This window comes from Paraburkholderia ribeironis, from assembly GCF_900019265.1.
Classification (GTDB): domain Bacteria; phylum Pseudomonadota; class Gammaproteobacteria; order Burkholderiales; family Burkholderiaceae; genus Paraburkholderia; species Paraburkholderia ribeironis.
In genome coordinates, this window is sequence record NZ_CYGX02000034.1 from 1 (window position 1) to 22864 (window position 22864).

The window sequence follows — 22864 nt, forward strand, 5'->3', positions numbered from 1 at the left end:
GCTGGATCGGTGTCGGGTTCTTGAGCATGACGCTCATTAAACGACAAAGCCCGGCGCGTGGCCAGGCTTTGAGGGGGACTTTGTCAGCAGTCTGAAGCGGGCCCGCAGGCCCGCTATTCATCAACCCACGTACGCCGTGACGGACGTTATTCGAAGCGCCCCGTGCGCGCCATTTCCATCAGCCGCGCGATGCGTTCCTCGGTAGCCGGGTGCGTCGAGAACAGGTTCGCGATGCCGCCCCCGCTCAACGGATTCATGATCATCATCTGCGCGGTAGCCGGATGCTGCTCGGCGGTAGGAAACGGAATACCGCTCGCGTAGCGGTGGATCTTGTCGAGCGCTGAAGCGAGCGCTTGCGGATCGCCGGAAATCTGCGCGCCGCCGCGATCGGCTTCGAATTCACGTGCGCGCGAAATCGCCATCTGAATCAACGCGCCAGCGATCGGCGCCAGCAACGCGACCGCGATGCTGGCGATCGGGTTCGCGGGACGGCCGTTTTCGTCGCGGCCGCCGAAGAACATCGCGAAGTTCGCCAGCGCGGAAATGGCACCAGCCATAGTCGCGGACACCGTCGAAATCAGAATGTCGCGATGCTTCACGTGCGCCAGTTCATGCGCCATCACCCCGCGCATTTCGCGCTCCGAGAGCACGCGCAGAATGCCGGTGGTCGCCGCGACGGCCGCATGCTCCGGATTACGCCCCGTGGCGAACGCGTTCGGCGCGTCTTCGTTGATCAGGTAGACGCGCGGCATCGGCAGGTTCGCACGCGTGGCGAGATCACGCACCATGCGGTAGAACTGCGGCGCGCTGGTTTCGTCGACTTCCTGCGCGTTGTACATGCGCAGAACCATCTTGTCCGAAAACCAGTACGAGAAGAAATTCATCCCAAGCGCGATCACGAGCGCGATCGTCATACCTCGCGATCCGCCGATCATCCCGCCGATCACGATGAAAAGGGCCGTGATCGCGGCCATCAACATCGCGGTTTTGACCCAGTTGAACATGTCTGCAACTCCTTGCCCTAAGCGCGGGCTTCATATCTGCGCCGCGCAATCGCGGCGTTCTGTAAGCGGAATGTTAGATGTGGGCGAGTCGGGAAAATTCAATCATCGCGATGCGGTCGCAAGCTTGATCCCGAGGCCGACGAACGCGCTGCCGACACCGCGATCGAGCCACAGCTTCACCGACGGCTTGCCGGAGAAACGCTGCGTCACGCTGCCCGCGATCCATGCGACAAAACTGTTCCAGAGCATGCTCATCAGGACGAACACTGCGCCGAGCGTGAGGAAGGCGAACGTCTTGTGATCGCTGCCGGTCGTCACGAACTGCGGAAAGAACGAAACGAAGAAGAGCACGACCTTGGGGTTCAGCACGTTGGTCCAGAAACCTTGCAGGAACAACTGCCTCAACGATTTGGGCGCACCGGCCGCGCGTGCTGCGCCTGCGGCCGCATCAGCGGCTGGTTTGGAGAAAATCAGGCGCGCGCCGAGATAGATCAGATAAATGGCGCCGGCGAATTTGATGACGGTGAACGCAGTGGCCGACGCGGCAAGCAGCGCGGTCAAACCGAACGCGCACGCAAGCGAATGGATGCAGCACCCCGCCGAGATACCGAGCGCTGACATCAGACCCGCGCCACGGCCCTGCGCGACGCTGCGCCCGACGATATAAGCCGTATCCGGGCCGGGCGTCACATTCAAAAGAAAGACCGCGACGATGAAAAACTCGAAATGGGTGATGCCGAACATTGGAATCCTCGAAAGCTGGGGCTGTTGCATGGAGAATTCTAACGCGCTGCGAACTTGCGGCGGTGGCCTTGAGCATCGCCCGAATGGACGAGTTTCAAGATCTGCGCAACGACGTTACTTTGCCTCGGGAAACTGAAAGCGCTGTCCCGCGGCCAGCGGCGAACCGGCCAGGAACTCGCGCACTGGCAGGCGCTTGCCGCCGGGTTTCTGCAATTGCGTCAGACGCAGCGCGCCTTCTCCGCACGCGACGACCACGCCTTCGGACGAGACGTCGGTAATGGTGCCGGGGGTGCCGGGGGTGCCGGGGGTGCCGGGCGCATTGTGGTGCTGCGCATCGGCGACCGCCGCGGCCCAGATCTTGACCGAGCTGCCGTCTTCGAGCGTGCCTACACCGCCAGGGAAGGGGTCGAACGCGCGCACCTGGCGCGCGAGGACCGCTGCCGGTCGACGCCAGTCCAGCGCGGCTTCGTGCTTGCCGATCTTTTCCGCATAGGTCACGCCGTCCGCCGGTTGCGGGGTCGATGACAGCTTGCCGTTGCGCTCGAGTTCGAGCAACGCGTCGACGATCAACTTCGCACCGTCTTGCGCGAGGCGGTCGTGCAAAGTGGCCGTGGTGTCATCGGCGGATATCCGCGTGCGCACTTCGGAAATCATTGCGCCGGTGTCGAGGCCGATGTCCACCTGCATCAGCGTGACGCCGGTTTCCGGATCGCCCGCTTCGATCGCGCGATGGATCGGCGCCGCACCGCGCCAGCGCGGCAACAACGACGCGTGAATGTTGATGCAGCCGAGCGGTGGAATATCGAGCACTTCCTGCGGCAGGATCAGGCCGTAGGCGGCGACCACCATCACGTCGTGCGGCGTCGCGCGCAGCTGATCGATCGCGGCTGCGGCTTCATGCGGATATTTGCCGGCGCGGCGCAACGAAGTCGGCTGCGCGACGGCGAGCCCATGCTCCTGCGCATAGCGCTTGACCGGGCTCGCCTGCATTTTCATACCGCGCCCCGCGGGCCGGTCCGGCTGGCTCAGCACGAGTGGCACTGGAAAACCGGCGTGATGAATCGCGGCCAGCGCGGCCGCGGCGAACTCCGGCGTACCGGCAAAGATGACGCGCAATGAATGACTCATGAACGGGATGGGTAGGCGAGTTGGAAGCGCATTACATTGCGTGCGCGAGCTTCTTCATCTTGCTCTTGATCCGCGTCTGCTTCAGCGACGACAGGTACTCGACGAATACGCGGCCCATCAGGTGATCCATCTCGTGCTGGATGCATACGGCGAGCAGTCCTTCGCAGTCCATCTCGAACGTTTCGCCCTTTTCGTTCAGCGCCCGCACGCGCACTTTCTCGGCGCGCTCGACGTTGTCGTAGATGCCCGGCACGGACAGGCAGCCCTCTTCCGACAGCTTCCTCTCATCGCTCGCCCAGACGATTTCCGGATTGATGAACACGAGCAACTGGTCGTGCGCGTCCGACACGTCGATCACGACCACACGCTCGTGCACGTCCACCTGGGTTGCAGCCAGGCCGACGCCGGGCGCCGCATACATGGTCTCGGCCATATCCGCAACGAGGCGGCGGATGCGGTCATTGACCGCTTCGACCGGCTTGGCGATCTTGTGCAGCCGTTTGTCCGGGTAATTGAGGATGTTCAGTAAAGCCATGATTTCGAGTGTGATTTCAGACGCCGCTAGCCGTTGGAAAGCTCGCGTTGGCCTTTCGGCCAGGTTGTGAGCCCGTCGCATTACGCCGAGGATAGATGGTGTTGAACCGGTTCGATTCAACGCGCCGCGTGCGCTAAACGACGAGCCCGCGCGGGTGGGCGCGGCGCTGCAGTTATTTCGGATGATGAAATTTTAGCATGGCGCCCGCCTGCCCGCTGGCCCTGCAGGGAGCGACTCGCAATGCATACCTTGCCAGCAACCGATCTCGAACTCGCCGCGTGGCTGCGGCTGTCGCTCGCACCGGGTTTGAAACCCGCGGCGCTGCGCTTGATGCTGAGCGCTTTCGGGCTGCCCGAGGCGATTTTCAGTCAATCGCCTGAAGCGCTTGCCGAGGTTGCCGGCGAAGCTGCGGCACGCGCCGCGCTGGCTCCGACCGGTCCCGAATTCGACAGCCAGCTCGACGCGGTGATCGCATGGCGCGAGCTACCCGGCAATCAGGTGGTCACGCTCGACGACCCCGCTTACCCGCCCGCACTGTTGACGATGCCCGATCCACCGCCGCTGCTATATATAAAGGGCCGGCTCGGTCTGCTGCATACGCGGGCGGTTGCGCTGGTGGGTAGCCGTAGCGCGACGCCGCAAGGCATCGAGGACGCGGAGCGTTTCGCACGCGAGCTGTCGATGGCGGGCATCGCCATCGTGTCGGGACTGGCGCTCGGCATCGACGGCGCCGCGCATCGAGGGGGCCTGGAAGGCATCGGCGGGACGGTCGCGGTGATCGGCACCGGCGCAGATCTCGTGTATCCGGCGGCGCATCACGGACTGGCGCGGCAGATCGCGATGCGGGGCGCGATTCTGTCGGAGTGGCCGCTCGGCACACCCGCCCGCGCCGCCAATTTTCCGCAGCGTAATCGTTTGATCGCCGGGCTGGTCAGCGGCGTGTTGATCGTCGAGGCGGCGATGCGCTCCGGTTCACTGATCACGGCGCGGCTCGCCAACGAAATGGGACGGGATATTTTCGCGTTGCCCGGATCGATTCACGCGCCGCTGTCGCGCGGGTGTCATCGGATCATCAAGCAAGGCGCAAAGCTGGTGGAATCGCCCGAAGAGGTGCTCGAAGAACTCGGTTTTACGAGGCGGACGGCAGTCCGTGCCGCATCGCACTCGAGGCAAACCGTTCCGTGGGACAGCCCCGATTCAGGGAGTTCAGCGGCGGCCAAAATCTCGGGCGCGCAGGCAATTTTGGCGGCGCACACAACGAATTCAGCCACGGCCGACTTCGCGGCTGCACAACCGCCCGCGCCGCCACCCGTGCCGCTCACGTCCGAAGCGCAGCGCCTCCTCGCCGCGCTCGGTCACGCACCCACCACGCTTGAAATTCTTGGCAGCCGCACCGAGATGGAAGACGCGGCCCTGCAATCGACATTGCTGCAGCTCGAACTTGCCGGCCAGGTGACCGCGTTGCCCGGCGGCCGCTTCATGCGAGCCAGCCATGGCCAGTCCCGCGCCGATCACAGTTGATCCCCCTTGTTGATCGACCATGCTACATTCGCGCCAAAGCACCCGAGAAAATACGCAAGGAAACCACGACATGCCCGCGCTGAACCTCGACACAGATCAGGACCGGATCGCCGAGCGCATCAATGAACCCGACACGCTGCTCGTCGCCTGCCTGTGCGCCGAGTGGTGCGGGACCTGCCGCGAGTATCGCGACGCCTTCAACGCGCTGGCGGATCGGCACCCGGAAATCTGTTTCGCATGGATCGACATCGAAACCCACGCGGATCGCTTCGAGGATCTGGATGTCGAGAATTTCCCGACCATCCTGATCGAAGACTCGGTCACGACACGCTTTTTCGGTACCGTTTTGCCGCAGGCGTCGATCGTGGAACGGATGTTGCGGGACCTGACGGCCGTGCCCGGCATCAGCGGCGCGCCCAAGCTGCGGCCGGCGCTGGCGGCCGCCTGAACCAGGCGGCTGACCTGCTGGGTCCGAAGGCGCGGCACAGGTGTTGGAAGCGGCGCACAGCGCCTTTGCCATGGCTTGCCCAATCGCTGAACGCGCAATTATGATGGCGCGCTTTTATGGCACTTGACTCGTCGCTTTCGCTCCGTGTGCTATAAAGCGGTCGTTAAAGGGTCGCAAAGGTCGCAAACGAGGGTCGCGCGCTAATTTGCCGCACTCAAGGCCATCAACCCGGATCTACCAACCTCACATCGAGTCATGTCCAAAGCACTGATCATCGCCGAAAAGCCTTCCGTCGCGAACGACATCGCGCGCGCTTTGGGCGGTTTTACCAAGCATGACGAATACTACGAAAGCGACGAGTACGTCCTTTCCTCGGCAGTCGGCCACCTGCTGGAAATTGCTGCGCCCGAAGAGTACGAGGTCAAACGCGGCAAGTGGAGCTTCGCCAATCTGCCCGTCATCCCGCCACATTTCGACCTCAACCCGATCAGCAAGAGCGAGTCGCGCCTGAAGGTGCTGACCAGGCTGCTCAAGCGTAAAGACGTCGATCGTCTGATCAACGCATGCGATGCGGGGCGCGAGGGCGAGCTGATTTTCCGCCTGATCGCGCAGCACGCCAAAGCCAGGCAGCCGGTGCAGCGCCTCTGGCTGCAATCGATGACGGCCGGTGCAATCCGCGACGGCTTCGCCAGTCTGCGCAGCGACGAAGAGATGCAGCCGCTCGCCGATGCGGCGCGCTGCCGCTCGGAAGCGGACTGGCTGGTCGGCATCAACGGCACGCGGGCGATGACCGCGTTCAACAGCAAGGGCGGCGGCTTCTTCCTGACCACGGTTGGGCGGGTGCAGACGCCGACGCTGTCGATCGTCGTCGAGCGCGAAGAGAAGATTCGCCGCTTCGTGCCGCGCGACTACTGGGAAGTCAAAGCGGAGTTCGTCTGCGCGGCCGGCTTCTACGAAGGCCGCTGGTTCGATCCGAAATTCAAGCGCGACGAGTTCGACCCGGAAAAACGCGATTCGCGTCTATGGTCGCTGCCCGCGGCCGAGACGATCGTCGCTGCGTGTCGCGGCCAGATCGGCACCGTGACGGAAGAGTCGAAGCCGTCCACGCAACTGTCACCGGCACTGTTCGACCTGACCAGCTTGCAGCGGGAGGCCAACGGCCGCTTCGGCTTCTCGGCGAAGAACACCTTGGGCCTCGCCCAGGCGTTGTACGAAAAGCACAAGGTGCTGACCTATCCCCGGACCGACGCTCGCGCGCTGCCGGAAGACTATATGGACACGGTCAAGCAGACGCTCGGCATGCTCAAGGAGAGCAACAACTATCTGCCATTTGCCAGGCAGGTGCTCGACAAGGGCTGGGTGAAGCCGAACAAGCGCATCTTCGACAACTCGAAGATCAGCGATCACTTTGCAATCATCCCGACGCTGCAAGCGCCGAAGAATCTGTCCGAGCCGGAACAGAAGCTCTACGACCTCGTCGTGAAGCGTTTCCTGTCGGTGTTCTTCCCGGCCGCCGAATACCGGGTGACGACGCGGATCACGGAAGTGGTCGGCCATCACTTCAAGACCGAAGGCAAAGTGCTGGTCGAACCCGGCTGGCTGCAGATCTACGGCCGCGAAATCAGCGGCGAAGACGCGAACCTCGTGCCGGTGCAGAAGGATGAGAAGGTCAAGACCGACAAGATCGCCAGCCAGCAGCTGGTGACGAAGCCGCCCGCACGCTACAACGAAGCGACCTTGCTGTCGGCGATGGAAGGTGCGGGCAAGCTCGTCGAAGACGACGAGTTGCGCGAGGCGATGGCGGCCAAGGGTCTCGGCACGCCAGCCACGCGCGCTGCCATCATCGAAGGTCTGCTCGGCGAGAAGTATCTGATCCGCGAAGGGCGCGATCTGATCCCAACCGCCAAGGCTTTCCAGCTAATGACGCTGTTGCGCGGCCTCGACGTGAAGGAACTGACAGCGCCGGAACTGACTGGCGAATGGGAATACAAGCTGTCGCAGATGGAACGCGGCAATCTGCCGCGCGACGCGTTCATGCAGGAAATCGCCCGCATGACGCAGACCATCGTGAAGCGCGCGAAGGAATACGATTCCGACACGATCCCGGGCGATTACGCGACCTTGCAGACGCCGTGTCCGAATTGCGGTGGTCAGGTGAAGGAGAACTACCGGCGTTTCGCGTGCTCGAAATGCGAGTTCTCGATTTCGAAGATTCCGGGCGGACGCCAGTTCGAAATTCCGGAAGTCGAAGAGCTGTTGCAGAACAAGACGATCGGACCGCTGTCGGGTTTCCGCAGCAAAATGGGCAGACCGTTCTCAGCGATCCTGAAGCTCTCGCTCGACGACGAGATCAAGAACTACAAGCTCGAGTTCGACTTCGGCCAGGATGGGGGCGGCGAAGACGGCGAACCGCCTGACTTCTCCGAACAGCAGCCGGTGGGCGTGTGTCCGAAGTGCAAGGGTCGTGTGTTCGAACACGGCATGAGCTACGTCTGCGAGAACTCGGTCGCCAATCCGAAGACTTGCGACTTCCGCTCGGGCAAGGTGATCCTGCAGCAGGAAATTGCCCGTGAGCAGATGGCAAAACTGCTCGAAAATGGCCGGACTGACCTGCTGACGAACTTCAAGTCGTCGCGCACGGGCCGTAACTTCAAGGCGTTCCTGGTCAAACAGAACGACGGCAAGATCGGCTTCGAATTCGAAAAGAAGGAGCCGTCGACGAAGACAGCGGCAAAGACCGGGGCGGCCAAGGCCGCGCCGGAGCCGGACGACGAAGAAACGACGGTGGCGGTGGAGGCCGCACCGGCCGCGAGGAAAGCAGCGGCCAAAACGGCAGCCGCGACCCGAACCGCGGCGGCGAAGAAGACACCCGCGGCCAAAACTGCGGCAGCCAAGAAAGCGCCCGCCAGGAAAACCACGGCGCGCAAAACCGGCTCGTAATTCGAGCGGACGGCCGGCAAGCCATTCGCTTCCGGCCAGCCTGATCCGCTTCGCCATGAAAAAAGGCGCAGTCACTTCATGTGACCGCGCCTTTTTAATGCCCGCAGACCAACGCCTGCGTTGCGGGCTTGATCGCTCCAGTACTTACAGCGGCGACAATGCCGTCGGTCGGGTGCGATTCGCCGTTTTTGCCAAAGTCTTCGGCACCGGCGATAACTCGCTATCCAGCAGCCGCGACAGCGGCTCGGCGCCGTCGAACGCTTCCGGAGGCATGGATTCCGCGGAATCGAATGCCGCCGACGTGGCGGGCCGCTCGAGGCCGTCCTTGATCCACTGCTCGCCGAGCAGACTGTTCGGCGTCTGGCTAAAGTGCTCGACCAGGTGATCGATGAACGTACGCACCTTGGCCGGCAAGTGACGGCGGCTCGGATACGCAATGTTGATCTCGACCTGTGGCAACCGGTAATCGCCGAGCAAACGCACGAGCCTGCCACGCGTCATATCGCGGCCGATCAGGTAGCTCGGCAAAATCGCGATGCCCATGCCGAGCAGCGCGAACTGCCGCAGCATTTCCGTGTTGTTGGCGACGATCACGTTCGACGGACGCACGCGCACTTCGCCCTCCGGCCCCGTGAAGACACGCTCGTCGCCCCAATACTCGGACGGCAAGCTCAGGCACGGATGTTCCAGCAGATGCTCAGGGCGCGTGGGCGTGCCGTGCTTCTCCAGGTAGGCCGGCGTGGCGCAGACGGTCATGCAGCCGGTGGTAAGGCGCCGCGTGACGATGCTTGCGCTGCGCATCTGCCGCGCGATCACCACGCCAACGTCGAAACCTTCTTCGACCAGATCGACCTGACGGTCGACCAGCGTGACATCGGGAATGACTTTGGGATAGCGCTCCGCGTACGTTTGCAGCACGGGCGCGAGGTTATGCAAACCGAACACGACCGGCGCGACGATTCGCAACGTGCCAACCGGTTCATGATTGCGCGCGACCACCATCTGTTCGACGTCTTCCAGTTCGTCGAGAATCTGGCGCGCCCGCTCGAGATACACCTGACCGGATTCGGTCAAAGACAAGCTGCGGGTTGTGCGATTGAGCAGCCGCGTACCAAGACGGCCTTCGAGGTCGGCAACGTGACGGGTGGCAACCGCGTTGGAAATATCCATCGCGCCCGCGGCGCGGGCAAAACTGCCGAGATCCGCCACTTTGACGAAAACTCGCATCGACTGCAAATGATCCATAAGACAACTCCTGCCGTGTTACTGCTTCCTGACAATTAGTAAAAACCAGTGAAGCGAACCTGGAATTCTCCTACGACTCGGGAAATCGTGCAGAAGTTGCCCGCGAAACACGAAATATTGCCAATTTTCCTGCGACTGTATTCCCTGATGTGGAGCATCGGAGCCGATTGTTCCTCGATACGAAACAATCTGCTGCGCTGCAGCTTGCATTGCGTTTTTTGTTCGAACAGACGTAAAGGTGACTTCGGCATTGCGGGATCCGAAAAAGTCGCTGCGCGAAAACAGGGCCGCAAAAGAAAAGCCGCCCGAAGGCGGCTTTCCCTGCGAAGTGAATGCTCACATGCCTAGGCAGCGAGCTTTCCTTCGAGCGTACGTTTAGCTTGCGTCAATGCTGCCGGCAAGCCTTGTTGCAGTGTGTCAAAGAGTGCAGTGTGCAGCGCCAGTTCCTCGCGCCACGCGGCATCGTCGACTGAGATCACCTGCTCGAATTGTGCACGGCTGAAGTTCAGGCCGGTCCAGTCGATGTCCTCATAGTGCGGCGACACGCCGAACGCGTGGTCCTCGCCTTGGGCCGTGCCTTCGACTCGGCCGACCATCCAGCTCAACACGCGCATGTTCTCGCCGAAGCCCGGCCAGACGAACTTGCCGTCCCCACCCTTGCGGAACCAGTTGACGCAGAAGATTTTCGGCAGCTTCGCGCTGAGTTTTTCCAGCCGCTCGCCAGTCTTCAGCCAGTGGCCGAAGTAGTCGCTCATGTTGTAGCCGCAGAACGGCAGCATCGCGAACGGGTCGCGGCGTACCACGCCCTGTTGGCCCGCAGCGGCGGCGGTCGTTTCGGAGCCCATGGTGGCCGCCATATAGACGCCTTCGACCCAGTTGCGTGCTTCGGTCACGAGCGGCACGGTGGTGGAACGCCGGCCGCCGAAGATGAACGCGTCGATCGCGACGCCCGCTGGATTCTCCCAGTCCGCATCGATCGACGGGCATTGCGAAGCCGGCGCCGTGAAGCGCGCGTTCGGGTGGGCCGCCTTGCGGCCGCTTTGCTTCGCGCTGGCGGGCGTCCAGTCCTGACCCTGCCAGTCGATCAGATGCGCGGGCGGCTCGTCGGTCATGCCTTCCCACCAGACGTCGCCGTCGTCGGTCAGCGCCACGTTCGTGAAGATCACGTTTTCCTTCAGCGTGGCCATCGCGTTGAAGTTGGTCTTCTCGCTCGTGCCGGGCGCGACGCCGAAATACCCGGCCTCCGGATTGATCGCGTACAGACGGCCGTCCTTACCCGGCTTGATCCAGGCGATATCGTCGCCGATCGTGGAGATTTTCCAGCCGTTCAGACCTTGCGGCGGGATCAGCATCGCGAAGTTGGTCTTGCCGCATGCCGACGGGAAAGCCGCCGCGACGTGATGCTTGCGCCCTTGCGGCGAAGTCACGCCGAGAATCAGCATGTGCTCGGCGAGCCAGCCTTCGTCGCGGCCCATGGTCGACGCAATGCGCAGCGCGAAACATTTCTTGCCAAGCAGCGCATTTCCGCCGTAGCCCGAGCCGAAGCTCCAGATTTCGCGCGATTCAGGAAAATGGACGATGTACTTGGTTTTGTTGCACGGCCACGGCACGTCTTTCGCGCCCGCCGCGAGCGGCGCGCCAACCGAATGGACACACGGCACGAACTCGCCGTCTTCGCCCAGCACGTCGTACACCTTGCGGCCCATGCGCGTCATGATGCGCATATTGGTCACCACATACGGACTGTCGCTCAACTCGACGCCGATGTGCGCGATCGGCGAGCCGAGCGGACCCATCGAAAACGGCACCACGTACATCGTGCGGCCGCGCATCGCGCCGTCGAACAGGCCGTCGAGCGTCGCGCGCATTTCAACCGGGGCGATCCAGTTGTTGGTGGGACCGGCGTCTTCCGCGCGTTGCGAGCAGATGAAGGTGCGATCCTCGACGCGCGCCACGTCCGAAGGATCGGACCATGCCAGGTAAGAATTGGGACGTTTGGCTGGATTGAGTTTCCTGAGCGTGCCCGCTTCGACCATCTGCGCGCACAGGCGGTCGTACTCTTCCTGCGAGCCGTCACACCAAACGATTTTGTCCGGCTTGGTCAGCGCGGCAACCCGTCGGACCCAGTCGATCAATTTCCGGTGTTTGACCCAGGCGGGCGCCTCGATGGTGGATTGTCCTTCGAATGTGGGATGGTTCATCGACCTGTCTCCGTTTTGATAGCAATGGAAAAAACGGTACAAGCCCAGTGACGCTGTATGCGAGAGGCATTTCAATCCATCATGCCGAGGCTTCTATCGCCCCGACGCGCGATTGTGCAAGTCATCTGGGCCACACAGCCCGCCGCGCGGAGACGCCCTACTGACGGGGCTTCTGCAACCGTCTGTAAAGCGGCTTGCCTCAACACGCAACAAACTGTTAAAAACGATGGCAATCGGCCTTAGCGGGGCACTGCCGTACTTTGCATCAGTACCTACGGTAAGGCATTCAGCCAGACCGCCATGTGACCCAGGCCACATGACGGGACCGTCAGCATAACACTCCGTCGCGCACCGCCATGGTGCGCCGCAAGACACATACCATGAAGATTGCCATCCTCGACGATTACCAGGACGCCGTTCGCAAGCTCGACTGCTTTCAACTGCTGGCCGACCACGAAGTCAAAGTTTTCAACAACACGGTCCGAGGTCTAGGCCAACTGGCAAGCCGTCTTGCCGAAGTCGACGCGCTCGTTCTGATTCGCGAACGGACCCGCATCAACTCGCAACTGCTCGACAAGCTGCCGCGTTTGCGCATGATCAGCCAGACTGGCAGAGTGTCCAGCCATATCGATCTCGCGGCGTGTACCGAGCGAGGCGTCGCCGTGCTGGAAGGCAGCGGCTCGCCGTTCGCGCCGGCCGAGCTGACGTGGGCTCTCATCATGGCCGCGCAGCGTCGCATTCCGCAATACGTAGCTAACCTTAAACAAGGCGCCTGGCAGCAATCCGGCCTGAAGACGTCGGCGCTGCCGCCGAACTTCGGTCTGGGTCAGGTGTTGCGTGGTCAGACGTTGGGGATCTGGGGTTATGGCAAGATCGGCCGTCTGGTTGCCGGCTACGGCAAAGCGTTTGGGATGAACGTGCTGATCTGGGGTCGCGAGCATTCGCGTGAAGCCGCGCTCGCCGACGGCTATAGCGTCGCCGAAAGCCGCGAAGCGCTGTTCGAGCAGAGCGACGTGCTGTCGTTGCACCTGCGCCTGCACGACGACACGCGCGGCATCGTCAAGCAGGAAGACTTGATGCGCATGAAGCCGACGGCGTTGCTCGTGAACACGAGCCGGGCCGAGCTGCTTGACGAAAACGCGCTGGTGAATGCGCTGTCGCACAACCGTCCGGGGATGGTTGCCATCGACGTCTACGAAAGCGAGCCGATCCTGCAGGGCTACAGCTTGTTGCGGATGGAGAACGTGATCTGCACGCCGCACATCGGCTATGTGGAACGCGAGAGCTACGAGCTGTATTTCACCGCGGCGTTCCAGAACATCCTGGCCTTCGACGCTGGCGACACGGCAAGCGTGGCCAATCCGGAAGCGTTGCAGGGTGCGCGTCGGCGGTAATTGACAGCCGCGCTCCGTGGCGCCGGGCCGCGTATCAGGCAAGATGGTCTCGCCGCTCGCCTGATGCGCGGCCCACGCGAGCCACACCGCCGCTCAGGTCAGCGCGCTTAGTGCGCGCCAGCTTCCAGCAGTTCGGGTATGCGTTCGAGGAGGGTCTCGCCATCGGTGCGGCCGAGGTTGTACGCATGCACCATCTGCGAAGGGCTCGTGTAATCCCAGCTCGAGATCGGCACCTTGCGCGACGGCTGCACATAGAGCCGTTGCTGCACGCCGTGCGGCACGACGAACATCTGCGGCCGCGGATAGAGGCGCGTGACCATCACCAGCACGTTGCCGGGTACATCGGCGTCGAGCGCGCCGACCGGCACGTTATCGACCATGCCGCCGTCCAGCACCGGCCGGCCGTTGCGCCGCAGAACCGGCGTGAACGGCGGGGTACTCGATGATTGCAGGATCAGATCCGCGAGATCCTCGACGCTCGCGCAATCCTGCGCGCGCACGAATTCCGGATGAAAGCCAAGCGTCTGCCCCAAGGTTGGATGCAGCGTCTTGCGCACATATTTTTCGATGTTGTACGCGATCAGACCCGCGGCGACCGCGCTGCGCGCACCGAGCCAGCGCGGCAGATGAGACACGCCGATGCGAATTTCCGGCGCATCGGCGAGTGTCGAAAACTTCTCGCCGTAGATGTCGAGCAGTGCCTGCCGATAGATCCGGTAATGCGGAAACACCGACTCGCCACGCAGCAGGTTGCCCCAGTAGGCATTGCGGGTGTTGTGTCGCAGCGCGTCCTGGTAATAGCGCATCACCCAGTCCGAATCACGCGTGTAGAGCATGCACGCGGTGGCGGCGCCGGCCGAAATGCCGGTGATAACGCGCGGCCGGATATGCAACGCCGGCTGCACCACGTCCCAGAAACCCGCCTGCCACCAGCAGCGATTGCCACCGCCGGCGAATACGACCTGATCGAACATCCTTGCTTTTCCTCTGATGCGGCTTGCTGCTTTGTTTTAGTCGAGCAGCGCGCAGGTTGTGGTTGCGTGGGCGAACGTGGTGTTGGATTCATCGAACAATTCGACTTCGGCGAACACCAGATTGCGGCCCATGCGCAACACGCGTGCGGTGATCAGCACGTCGACTTTGCGGACCGCGCATGAAATTGATATTGAGCGACATCGTGCTCATCGGCTTGAAGCCTCCGAGCGCGGCCGAAATGGCGACGATCATCGCCGTGTCGGCGGCCGCTATGGAACACCTGCTCGCAGATCGCGCCGCCCGAATGGCGCGAGTCGCCGGAAAACGGCAGGCGCAGCGTTGCACTTTCTTTGTGGGTCTTGGCTGGGGTCAGCGTGAGTGCATGGACCCATGGCGCGAAGATGCGGTCGAGTAACTCGATAACCTCTTTGTCATCCATGGCGGTTCCCGGTTGAAAGCGACGCGGCGCTTCGCGCGTCAGGTGTCCGCGACATGATACCGGGGCGGTGACGGCGGTGGTTTTTCAAGATCGCGACGCGTGTCGAGGGAAAGCTCGAACCCTGCAAAGCCTCTGCTCATACGAACATTTTTAAGAAATCTGCTAAAGGGACTTGGCAAGCTCGAAAAGTTACTGCATAATTTCGCTTCTCTTGGGGCGTTAGCTCAGTTGGTAGAGCAGCGGACTCTTAATCCGTAGGTCGAGTGTTCGAGTCACTCACGCCCCACCACCGAATTAGCTATAGGAAATCAAGCACTTGCGCGAAAGCGTTGGTGCTTTTTTTTCGTCTATAGTCCGCGTGGATAGGCGTCAAAAACTGGCCTTTGCCGGAAAACTGCCGGAACGGAAGAATTCAGACCAAGCGATTTCAATCTTTCGCATGGAGTCTGGAAATGGCCTATATCAGCCAGCGCGGCGCCTACTGGCGCGCTGAAATCCGCCGACGCGGTTACAAACCCGTCTATCGATCGTTCGACACCAAGCAGCAGGCGCAGCAATGGGCGAGGCGGGTGGAGTCGGAGATGGACGGCGGGGCGTACCTCGATCGTACGGAAGCTGAGCGAACCACGCTCAGCGAAGCGTTGGAGCGGTACCGCCGCGAGATCGTCCCCGAGAAACGCCACCCCTATCAGGAAAACCGACGTATCCAACGCTGGATCGACAATCACCTGTCGCATCGAACTCTAGCCAACTTGCGCGGCGCAGATTTCGGGAAGTATCGAGACGAACGCAGAGCAGCCGGGCGCGCAGAAAACACCATTCGGCTCGAGCTCCAGGTCATCAGCCACCTCTTCGAAATCGCCCGGAAGGAATGGGGCATGGAGGCGTTGATGAACCCTTTGAAGAACATCCGCAAACCGTCCGGCAGCGAGGCGAGAGATCGACGCCTACGCCCCGGCGAATTTAAAAAACTGCACTCGCTTCTCTCAACCAGTAGCAATCCCTAGGCGGCACTCGCCTTCGAGCCGTCGCGGTATTTCGCCACCTTGCCGCCATTGCGGAAGGCCCTGAGGAACGCGCCAACCGTTCGCGATGCGGTCCTGCCGACGTAGTCCCTGAGAAGCTGACGAGACGGGTCTTCGGGACGAGTGTCAATGCAGTGATCTGCATTTGGAAGCGAACGCTCCATTCAAGTCAAAGCGGCTTAAAGAACGAGTGCTCCGAATCAATCGACGTCAGGTAAGGCATAAAGCTCGACGGCGTACCTGTAGTCATGCCGGCCACGAAACCACACCCTACCCGCTTCCTGCCGAAATAATCAAAGAAACATCCAACGTGGTTCGCACAGAGTCTCATCTGTTTTTATATTCCGTATATTTCTGCGAACTTCCTCGGCACATGTCGGCCGGATACTTCTGCCCGTTGAGCGCCAGCTTCTCGAGAGACGCCTGGTACAGGTCAATATTTAGCCGGTCCGCCATCCGGACCAGATACAGCAGCACATCGGCCATTTCGTGACGGACGGACACCAGTTTCGCGTCTCCCAACTCATCACGTTCGCCTGAAGTCAGCCATTGGAACGGCTCCAGCAACTCGCTGGCCTCAACGTTGAGTGCCATTGCCAGATTTTTGGGGGAGTGAAACTGTTCCCAGTTCCGTTCCTGCGTAAAGCTACGCATCCTATTTCGTAGATCTGTCAAATCGCTGCGGACGGTTGGTTCGATCATTTCGTCATCTCGCGGGGTACAGTGTTTTGATGCGGCATTGGGCGCGGAGACGAACATTTGGTATCACCAGCTTCGTCTCTCGCTGCGCGGTTCGACATGAGCTTATCTCAAGATTTGCTTACGCTGCATTGTGCCGTGCTCGTTGAACGATTTCGGCACCACCAAGCCCCACCAAAGATTCAAAGCAAAAAGCCCGGTCCTCGTGACCGGGCTTTTTGCTTTTCCGCGCCCACGGATCAACGCCCCGCAAAGCAATTTCCTTCAATACAGCCACCCCATCGCCCGATACCGTTGACCGTCGCAATTCATCCCCGCGCACTCACGTATCGAGGCATCAAATGACCGTACTACTTTCAATGGCCGCCTTCGCGCTCGCCAGTTCCATTTCCCCCGGCCCGGTGAACGTCGTCGCGCTCAGCGCCGGCGCCCAGCACGGGCTCGCTGCGAGCATGCGGCACGTCACCGGTGCGACCGTCGGCTTTACCGTGCTGCTTCTGCTCATCGGCCTGGGCTTGCATGAGCTGCTCGCCCGCTTGCCAAGCCTGATCGATGTCGTCAAATGGGCCGGCGTCGGTTTCCTGCTCTACATGGCCTGCAAACTCGCCATCGACGACGGTCAGCTCGGCGCCGACAAACCGGCCCGCGGGCCGTCCTTCGCCTATGGCGCGGCGATGCAATGGCTCAACCCGAAAGCCTGGCTCGCCTCGCTAGCCGGCATGGGCGCCTACGCGGCCAACGGCGACAGCGCGCTCCTCTGGCAATTCACCGCGCTGTACTTCGTGATCTGCTACCTGTCGATTGGCAGTTGGGCATATGCCGGCACGTTTCTGCGCAGACACTTGCAGAACCCGCGGCGCATCAGGCTATTCAATCGCGTCATGGCGGCGCTCCTCGCGGCCAGCGCGCTGTATCTGCTGATGGAGTGACGTGAGTGACGTGAGTGACACGAGTGACATGAGCGACATGGCGCATGGACTGCGCGGATCAGCGCAGTCGCAGGCTCAGTTGCGATACTGCCCCGGCGTCGCCGCGACCAGCCGCTTGAAAGTCCGCTGCAAATGCGCCTGGTCGGCGAAACCGGCGTCGAGCGCGACGTCCGCGATCAGACGGCCGCGCCTGAGCTGCGCGCGGCTGTACTGAATGCGTCGATTGATCAGATACGCGTGTGGCGTCATGCCGTAGCGCTGTTTGAACGCGCGAATCAGATGCGAGGTGGACAGCTCGGCCGCCTTGCAAACGTCTTCGAGTTTCAAAGCACGCGTGCAGTTTTCGGCGATGTACTCCGCCGCCCGCGTGAGTTGACGGCTCGCATCGCAATCCGCCAACGGCGCAGGATTCAGCTTCTGTTGCACCTCGGAGAAGAACGCAATCGCCGCGCTTTCCTTGCGCAGCGTTTCGGCGTCGACATCGACCAGAATCGCACACAGCCGGTTCAAGCCATCGAACAACGCCGGGTCCAGCGTCATGGTTTGAGAGAACGCACGAAACGCGTGATTCGCGCTGAAGCCCAGTTCGTGTTGCAGCCCGGTGAGCCACGCAACGTCGACATGCAGCATGCGATACGACCAGCGCTCGTTGGCCACCGGATTGCATGCATGCACGTCGTCCGGGTTCATCATCACGACCGCGCCCGCGCCGATCCATTCACTCGCGTGGCGATTCACATACACGCTACGCCCGCCAGTGACCGCGCCGATCGAAAACGTTTCATGCGAGTGCCGGGCATAGCAGACCTCGCGACCGTCCTCGATGGAGCGCGCTTCGATGAACGGCAGCGCGTCACTGCGCCAGAACTTCGGCGTAGAAGCACGCTTCATCCGACCCGCCGCTTCGATCATCTCGCTCATTCGCACGCTCTCCGATACTTACGTCGACCTCGCCACCGCGTAGCCTACGTATCGTAGCCGCCAACCGTCCTATCAACAAGCCGGCTCGCGCAAGGCTCAACGGCTACGGCGCGTGCGCACGCTCACCGCGATCACTTCGCGGTCACGTCGATATTGCCGAGATATTTCGCAGCCAGCGTCTTCACCGTCCCGTCGGCCTGGACCTTCGCGATGGCCGCATTCAACTGATCGCGCAGCGCCGTATCGCCCTTGCGAATCCCGTACGCAATGCCGCTGCCGAGAATCTTGTCGTCCCGCACCGGCTGACCGACAAACGCATAGTCCTTGCCGGTCGGCTTCGACAGAAAGCCTGTTTGTCCCGCGGGCGCCAGCACCAGCGTCGCATCGAGGCGACCCGCGAGCAGATCGGCATACACCTGGTTCTGATCCTGATACGGCACGACAGTCACACCGGCCGGCTCCCAATGCGTTTTCGCGAAGTTTTCCTGAATCGATGCCTGCAGCACGCCCACACGCTTGCCCTTCAACGACTCGGGCGTCGGCAGCAGTCCACTGTCGCGTCGGGCGATCAATTGCGTCGGCACGCGATATACGACTGTGGTGAAATCGATCGCCTGACGACGTTGTTCAGTCGCGTTCATCGCCGAATTGATCGCGTCGAACTTGCGTCCCTGCAACGCGGGGATCAGTCCATCGAACGAGGTCTCGACCCATTTGCACGTCATATGCGCAGCGGCACAGACCGCATTGCCGACGTCGATATCGAGCCCTTGCAGCTCGCCATTCGGGCCTTTCGATTCGAACGGCGGATACTGTGCTTCGAGTCCGAAACGCAGCGTCGAGGTGTCGGCTGCGCTCGCCGCGGACGACGCCGCGAACGACGCGCATGCACAGGCAAGCGCCAATAGAGGCTTGAGCAACTTCATAACGGATCCCCTTTCCTTTGATATTGTCGTAACGCCACCTGCAACGCGCTGGTGCATGACGGCGCGACGATCATACTGCGTTCAAAAAGCGGCCGACACGGGCCGCATTGGCGCACTCAGATCTCACACAAACGCCGCGCGCCTTCGATCAACGTCGCGTCGTCCTTCGAGAAGCTCAGACGGATCAAGCCGGAATCCGTGCCGTCAGTGTAGAACGCCGACAACGGAATCGTCGCGACACGCGCATCGCGAATCAGGCGCAGCACGAAATCGCTGTCGCTTTCATCTGAAAAGCCGCGAAAACGCGCGAGCATGAAGAAGCTGCCTTCGCTCGGCAACAACTCGAAGCGCGAATCGCGCAGCGCATGCGTGAGCAGATCGCGTTTCTTCTGATAGAACGCGGACAGGCCAAGATAACTTTCGCGATTGGCCAATGCGTCAACGAACGCGTGCTGCATCGGCGTATCGGCGGAGAACACCATGAATTGATGGACCTTGCGAATTTCGTCCATCAGCGCGGCGGGCGCGAGGCAATAGCCGACGCGCCAACCGGTCACGTGATACGACTTGCCGAACGAAGACACGATCACGCTGCGCTGCGCGAGCTCGGCGTCGCAAGCCATGCTCTGATGCCTGGCGCCGTCGAACACCACGTGCTCGTAGACTTCGTCGGCGAGAATCACGATATCGGTGTTGCGTGTGATGGCCTTCAGCCGTGCGATGTCGGCCTCGCTGAACACGGTCGCGGTCGGATTGTGCGGCGTGTTGATGATGATCATGCGGGTCTTCGGCGTGATCGCCGCGGCCACTTCGTCCCAGTCCACGCGGAAATCGCTCAAGGACAGCTTGATCGCCACCGGCGTCGCGCCTTGCAGCCGGACGATCGGCCCATAGCTGTCGAACGACGGCTCGAAGTAGATCACCTCATCGCCGGGGTGCACCAGTGCGCTGATCGTCGAATACAACCCCTCGCTCGCGCTGGCGATCACGGTCACTTCGCTGGCAGGATCGTAGCGTACGCCGTACAGCGTTTCGACCTTGTCGGCGAGCGCTTCGCGCAACGCGACGATGCCGGCCATCGGCGCGTACTGATTGTGACCGGCGCGCATGGCTCGCGCGACACCGTCGATCAGTTTCGCGTCCGGCGCAAAATTCGGGGCGCCTTGCGACAGGTTCAGCGCGTCGTATTGCGCGGCCAGTTGACCGATCACGGTAAAAATCGTGGTGCCTACGTCAGGCAGTTTCGAGCGGGCTTGCATGGCGCTCTGCATAAGGCTTTCTCCCTTTCTCCATCCGGCGGCGGATTCGCGGACGGCCGCATGCGCGGCGGTCCTTCCGGTTTGGTGATTAAGCATCAGCCAACGAGCCGTCACAATCGAAACTTTGTCATGCGCGGCATGCGCTCACCTCATGGCTCGCGCGAACCCGCGCCGCCACGGGCAAGGCCGGTGGGATCACGATTTGCGGGGAACAACCGGGCCACGCGAAGAACCCGGCAAACCGCAGAGGTATGACGCAATGTGATGCGCCAGGGGACGGGTGCGCGCGCCACCGCCCTTGCCGGTCAGGCTTCGTCCATCCTGCGGACCTTGACCTTCCTGCCCTTCACCTTGCCGGCGCTGAGCTTGCGCACCGCGTCGCGGGCGATGCTGCGCTCCACCGCCACGTAGGTCGACATATCGGTCACGTTGATCTTGCCGATCTGCGAACCGGCGAAACCCGCCTCGCCGGTCAGCGCGCCAAGCACGTCGCCGGGACGGATCTTTTCCTTGCGGCCGCCGAGAATCTGCAGCGTTTCCATTGGCGGCAGTAGCGGCTCATTGCTCGCTGCCTGGAGTTCGGACAGCTTGTGCCATTCGACCTCGCGCTTTTGCGCCTGCTCGAGGCTGCCGACACGGCCCATCTCGTCCAGGCTCGCCAGACTCAGCGCCCAGCCTTCCTGATCGGCGCGGCCCGTGCGGCCGATGCGGTGCACGTGCACTTCCGGGTCCGGCGTCACATCGACGTTGATCACCGCCTCGAGTTGCGCGATGTCGAGGCCGCGGGCGGCGACGTCGGTGGCGACCAGCACCGAGCAGCTGCGGTTCGCGAACTGGATCAACACCTGATCGCGCTCGCGCTGATCGAGTTCGCCATGCAGCGCGAGCGCATGAAAGCCTTGCGCGCGCAGCACCTCGAGCAGATCGCGGCATTGCTGTTTGGTATTGCAGAACGCCAGCGTGCTCACCGGACGGTAGTGGTTCAACAACTGACCGACCGCGTGCAGGCGTTCGTCTTCGGTTACTTCATAAAAGCGCTGGCGGATCTTGTTGTCGTCGTGCCGCTCGGCAAGCTTCACTTCCTTCGGATTCCGTAGGAACTGCTGGCTCAGCTTGACGATGCCCTCGGGATACGTCGCCGAGAACAACAGCGTTTGCCGTTCTTTCGGACATTGCTTCACCACGGTCGCGATATCGTCGAAGAAACCCATGTCGAGCATGCGGTCGGCTTCGTCGAGCACCAGCGTGTTGAGCGACGGCAACGGCAGGCTGCCGCGCTCGAGGTGATCCATGATGCGGCCCGGCGTGCCGACCACGATGTGCGCGCCGTGTTCGAGGCTCGCGGTTTGCGGGCGCATCGGCGTGCCGCCGCACAGCGTCAGCACCTTGATGTTTTCTTCTGCGCGCGCAAGACGCCGGATTTCCTGCGTGACCTGATCGGCGAGTTCGCGGGTCGGGCAAAGCACCATGGCCTGCACGGCGAACTTGCGCGCGTCGAGGCGCGCGAGCAGCGCCAGCGAAAACGCCGCGGTCTTGCCGCTGCCGGTTTTCGCCTGGGCGATCAGATCATGGCCGGCGAGCGCGATCGGCAGGCTGGCGGCCTGAATCGGCGTCATCTCGACGTAGCCGAGCTGCGCCAGGTTCGCGAGGGTCGCGGCCGGCAGCGGTAGCTGGCTGAACGGCGCGCCGACGGAGGTGGGACTGTTCATTGGATAAGGGTTCGCAAAGGACTGAAGACGGGAGACTATTCGGCCATTGGGCCGGGCGCGGGGCGGCCTTCGATCTGTTCGTACAGCACCGAGCCGTCGTCCCCGTCGAAACGCTCGACGTAATTGCGCGCGCCGCACAACGGACAACGGAACAGGAGCCCCTGCCCCTCGTTCTTGATGACGACGTCCGACTGCTCCCACTGTGCTTCGCAGGACTGGTTTCTACAGGTAAACACGTTGATTCTCCAACTGGATTCGATGGTTTGTTGGGCTGGCCGCACGAGCGGCCCAGCCATGATGGGGCGACTGCCGCCGCACCGCGAGCGGCGCGCGTCAAAGGTCAAGCGCCAGGCATCAACCCAGATGCGTATGCCGCGCCCGCGGCGCGCTCACATCCATTTCGGTCAGACCTTGCACGATGCCGCAGTCCTCGACGGCCTGTTCGCCGTGGCATTGCTCGCGCAGCGCGGCCAATTGCACTCTCAGTTGCTTCAGTTCGTCGATGCGCGTCTCGACATGTGCGATGTGCTCATCGATCAGCGCATTGATGGCGCCGCAGCCGTCGGCCGGTGCGTCCGTCAGATCCAGCAATGCGCGGATTTCGTCGTGGGTCATGTCGAGCGCACGGCAATTGCGGATGAAGCGCAGCCGTTCGACGTGCCTGGCCGTATAACTGCGGTAATTGGCCTCGGTGCGGCCCGCTTCGGGCAACAAGCCCTCTTTTTCGTAGAAACGGATCGTTTCCGTCGTGCAATGGGCGATTTTCGCCAATTCGCCGATCTTCATGGACCCTCCGGATAGCGGCCGCGACCTTGTAGTGGC

General features: G+C 62.0%; 20 protein-coding genes, 1 tRNA gene and 1 pseudogene. 7 read left to right on the top strand and 15 right to left on the bottom strand.

All coding sequences use genetic code 11. The annotated features are described in order from the left end of the window. Positions 1-146: 146 nt before the first annotated feature. From htpX to def, 4 genes are all read right to left on the bottom strand, one after another. Positions 147-1004 (bottom strand): zinc metalloprotease HtpX, encoded by an 858-nt coding sequence (gene htpX, locus BN2475_RS15960; RefSeq protein ID WP_094780479.1) that lies wholly within the window; start codon positions 1002-1004, stop codon positions 147-149. Between the two features lie 102 nt (positions 1005-1106). Then, positions 1107-1748: a LysE family translocator gene (locus BN2475_RS15965; RefSeq protein WP_094780480.1), complete on the bottom strand. Its 642-nt coding sequence runs from the start codon at positions 1746-1748 to the stop codon at positions 1107-1109. A 114-nt stretch (positions 1749-1862) separates the two neighbouring features. Then, positions 1863-2876, bottom strand: coding sequence for a methionyl-tRNA formyltransferase (gene fmt / locus BN2475_RS15970; RefSeq protein WP_094780481.1), 1014 nt, complete (start codon positions 2874-2876; stop codon positions 1863-1865). Positions 2877-2907: 31 nt separating this feature from the next. After that, the gene (def, locus tag BN2475_RS15975; protein ID WP_094780482.1) at positions 2908-3411 is read right to left on the bottom strand and encodes a peptide deformylase; all 504 of its coding nucleotides are present in this window, start codon (positions 3409-3411) and stop codon (positions 2908-2910) included. Between the two features lie 240 nt (positions 3412-3651). Between def and dprA the strand changes: the two genes are divergently transcribed. From dprA to BN2475_RS15990, 3 genes are all read left to right on the top strand, one after another. Then, positions 3652-4932, top strand: coding sequence for a DNA-processing protein DprA (gene dprA / locus BN2475_RS15980; RefSeq protein WP_094780483.1), 1281 nt, complete (start codon positions 3652-3654; stop codon positions 4930-4932). Between the two features lie 70 nt (positions 4933-5002). Continuing rightward, positions 5003-5380 (top strand): thioredoxin family protein, encoded by a 378-nt coding sequence (locus tag BN2475_RS15985; RefSeq protein ID WP_094780484.1) that lies wholly within the window; start codon positions 5003-5005, stop codon positions 5378-5380. Positions 5381-5635: 255 nt separating this feature from the next. After that, positions 5636-8320 (top strand): DNA topoisomerase III, encoded by a 2685-nt coding sequence (locus tag BN2475_RS15990; protein WP_094780485.1) that lies wholly within the window; start codon positions 5636-5638, stop codon positions 8318-8320. Positions 8321-8464: 144 nt separating this feature from the next. On the opposite strand, the gene BN2475_RS15995 is transcribed toward BN2475_RS15990, so the two are convergent. Next, positions 8465-9565, bottom strand: a complete 1101-nt coding sequence (locus BN2475_RS15995) for a LysR family transcriptional regulator (protein WP_094780486.1) — start codon at positions 9563-9565, stop codon at positions 8465-8467. A gap of 344 nt (positions 9566-9909) precedes the next feature. Further along, positions 9910-11766: a phosphoenolpyruvate carboxykinase (GTP) gene (locus tag BN2475_RS16000; protein ID WP_094780487.1), complete on the bottom strand. Its 1857-nt coding sequence runs from the start codon at positions 11764-11766 to the stop codon at positions 9910-9912. A 380-nt stretch (positions 11767-12146) separates the two neighbouring features. Here BN2475_RS16000 and BN2475_RS16005 point away from each other — a divergent pair, with 380 nt between their 5' ends. Beyond that, positions 12147-13160, top strand: coding sequence for a D-2-hydroxyacid dehydrogenase family protein (locus BN2475_RS16005; RefSeq protein WP_094780613.1), 1014 nt, complete (start codon positions 12147-12149; stop codon positions 13158-13160). Between the two features lie 107 nt (positions 13161-13267). Here BN2475_RS16005 and BN2475_RS16010 read toward each other — a convergent pair whose 3' ends face one another. Next, entirely contained in the window at positions 13268-14134 is an 867-nt protein-coding gene (locus tag BN2475_RS16010; RefSeq protein ID WP_094780488.1) for a patatin-like phospholipase family protein, read from the bottom strand. A gap of 36 nt (positions 14135-14170) precedes the next feature. Continuing rightward, a pseudogene (locus tag BN2475_RS16015) lies at positions 14171-14574 on the bottom strand (PaaI family thioesterase). A 213-nt stretch (positions 14575-14787) separates the two neighbouring features. On the opposite strand from BN2475_RS16015, the gene BN2475_RS16020 reads away from it, so the two are divergent. Both BN2475_RS16020 and BN2475_RS16025 read left to right on the top strand, forming a co-directional pair. Then, positions 14788-14863, top strand: a tRNA-Lys gene (locus BN2475_RS16020). 163 nt (positions 14864-15026) lie between these two features. Next, complete coding sequence (locus BN2475_RS16025) at positions 15027-15581, top strand: hypothetical protein (protein ID WP_094780489.1); 555 nt, start codon at positions 15027-15029, stop codon at positions 15579-15581. A 345-nt stretch (positions 15582-15926) separates the two neighbouring features. Here the strand turns inward: BN2475_RS16025 and BN2475_RS16035 are convergent, their stop codons facing one another. Next, positions 15927-16301, bottom strand: coding sequence for a nucleotide pyrophosphohydrolase (locus BN2475_RS16035; protein WP_094780491.1), 375 nt, complete (start codon positions 16299-16301; stop codon positions 15927-15929). Between the two features lie 338 nt (positions 16302-16639). On the opposite strand from BN2475_RS16035, the gene BN2475_RS16040 reads away from it, so the two are divergent. Beyond that, positions 16640-17227 carry a LysE family translocator gene (locus BN2475_RS16040; protein ID WP_094780492.1) on the top strand — a complete coding sequence of 196 codons (588 nt, stop codon included), beginning with the start codon at positions 16640-16642 and terminating at the stop codon, positions 17225-17227. A 75-nt stretch (positions 17228-17302) separates the two neighbouring features. Here BN2475_RS16040 and BN2475_RS16045 read toward each other — a convergent pair whose 3' ends face one another. From BN2475_RS16045 to cadR, 6 genes are all read right to left on the bottom strand, one after another. Beyond that, complete coding sequence (locus tag BN2475_RS16045; RefSeq protein ID WP_094780493.1) at positions 17303-18148, bottom strand: AraC family transcriptional regulator; 846 nt, start codon at positions 18146-18148, stop codon at positions 17303-17305. Positions 18149-18279: 131 nt separating this feature from the next. Continuing rightward, on the bottom strand, positions 18280-19074 hold the full coding sequence (locus BN2475_RS16050) for an ABC transporter substrate-binding protein (RefSeq protein ID WP_094780494.1): 795 nt from the start codon (positions 19072-19074) through the stop codon (positions 18280-18282). Between the two features lie 116 nt (positions 19075-19190). Then, positions 19191-20345 (bottom strand): pyridoxal phosphate-dependent aminotransferase, encoded by a 1155-nt coding sequence (locus tag BN2475_RS16055; protein ID WP_094780495.1) that lies wholly within the window; start codon positions 20343-20345, stop codon positions 19191-19193. A gap of 293 nt (positions 20346-20638) precedes the next feature. Then, complete coding sequence (gene dbpA, locus BN2475_RS16060; RefSeq protein ID WP_094780496.1) at positions 20639-22042, bottom strand: ATP-dependent RNA helicase DbpA; 1404 nt, start codon at positions 22040-22042, stop codon at positions 20639-20641. Between the two features lie 35 nt (positions 22043-22077). After that, a complete protein-coding gene (locus tag BN2475_RS16065; protein ID WP_094780614.1) occupies positions 22078-22278 on the bottom strand; it encodes a hypothetical protein in 201 nt (66 codons plus the stop codon). A 118-nt stretch (positions 22279-22396) separates the two neighbouring features. Next, positions 22397-22828, bottom strand: coding sequence for a Cd(II)/Pb(II)-responsive transcriptional regulator (gene cadR / locus BN2475_RS16070; RefSeq protein ID WP_094780497.1), 432 nt, complete (start codon positions 22826-22828; stop codon positions 22397-22399). Positions 22829-22864: the final 36 nt, after the last annotated feature.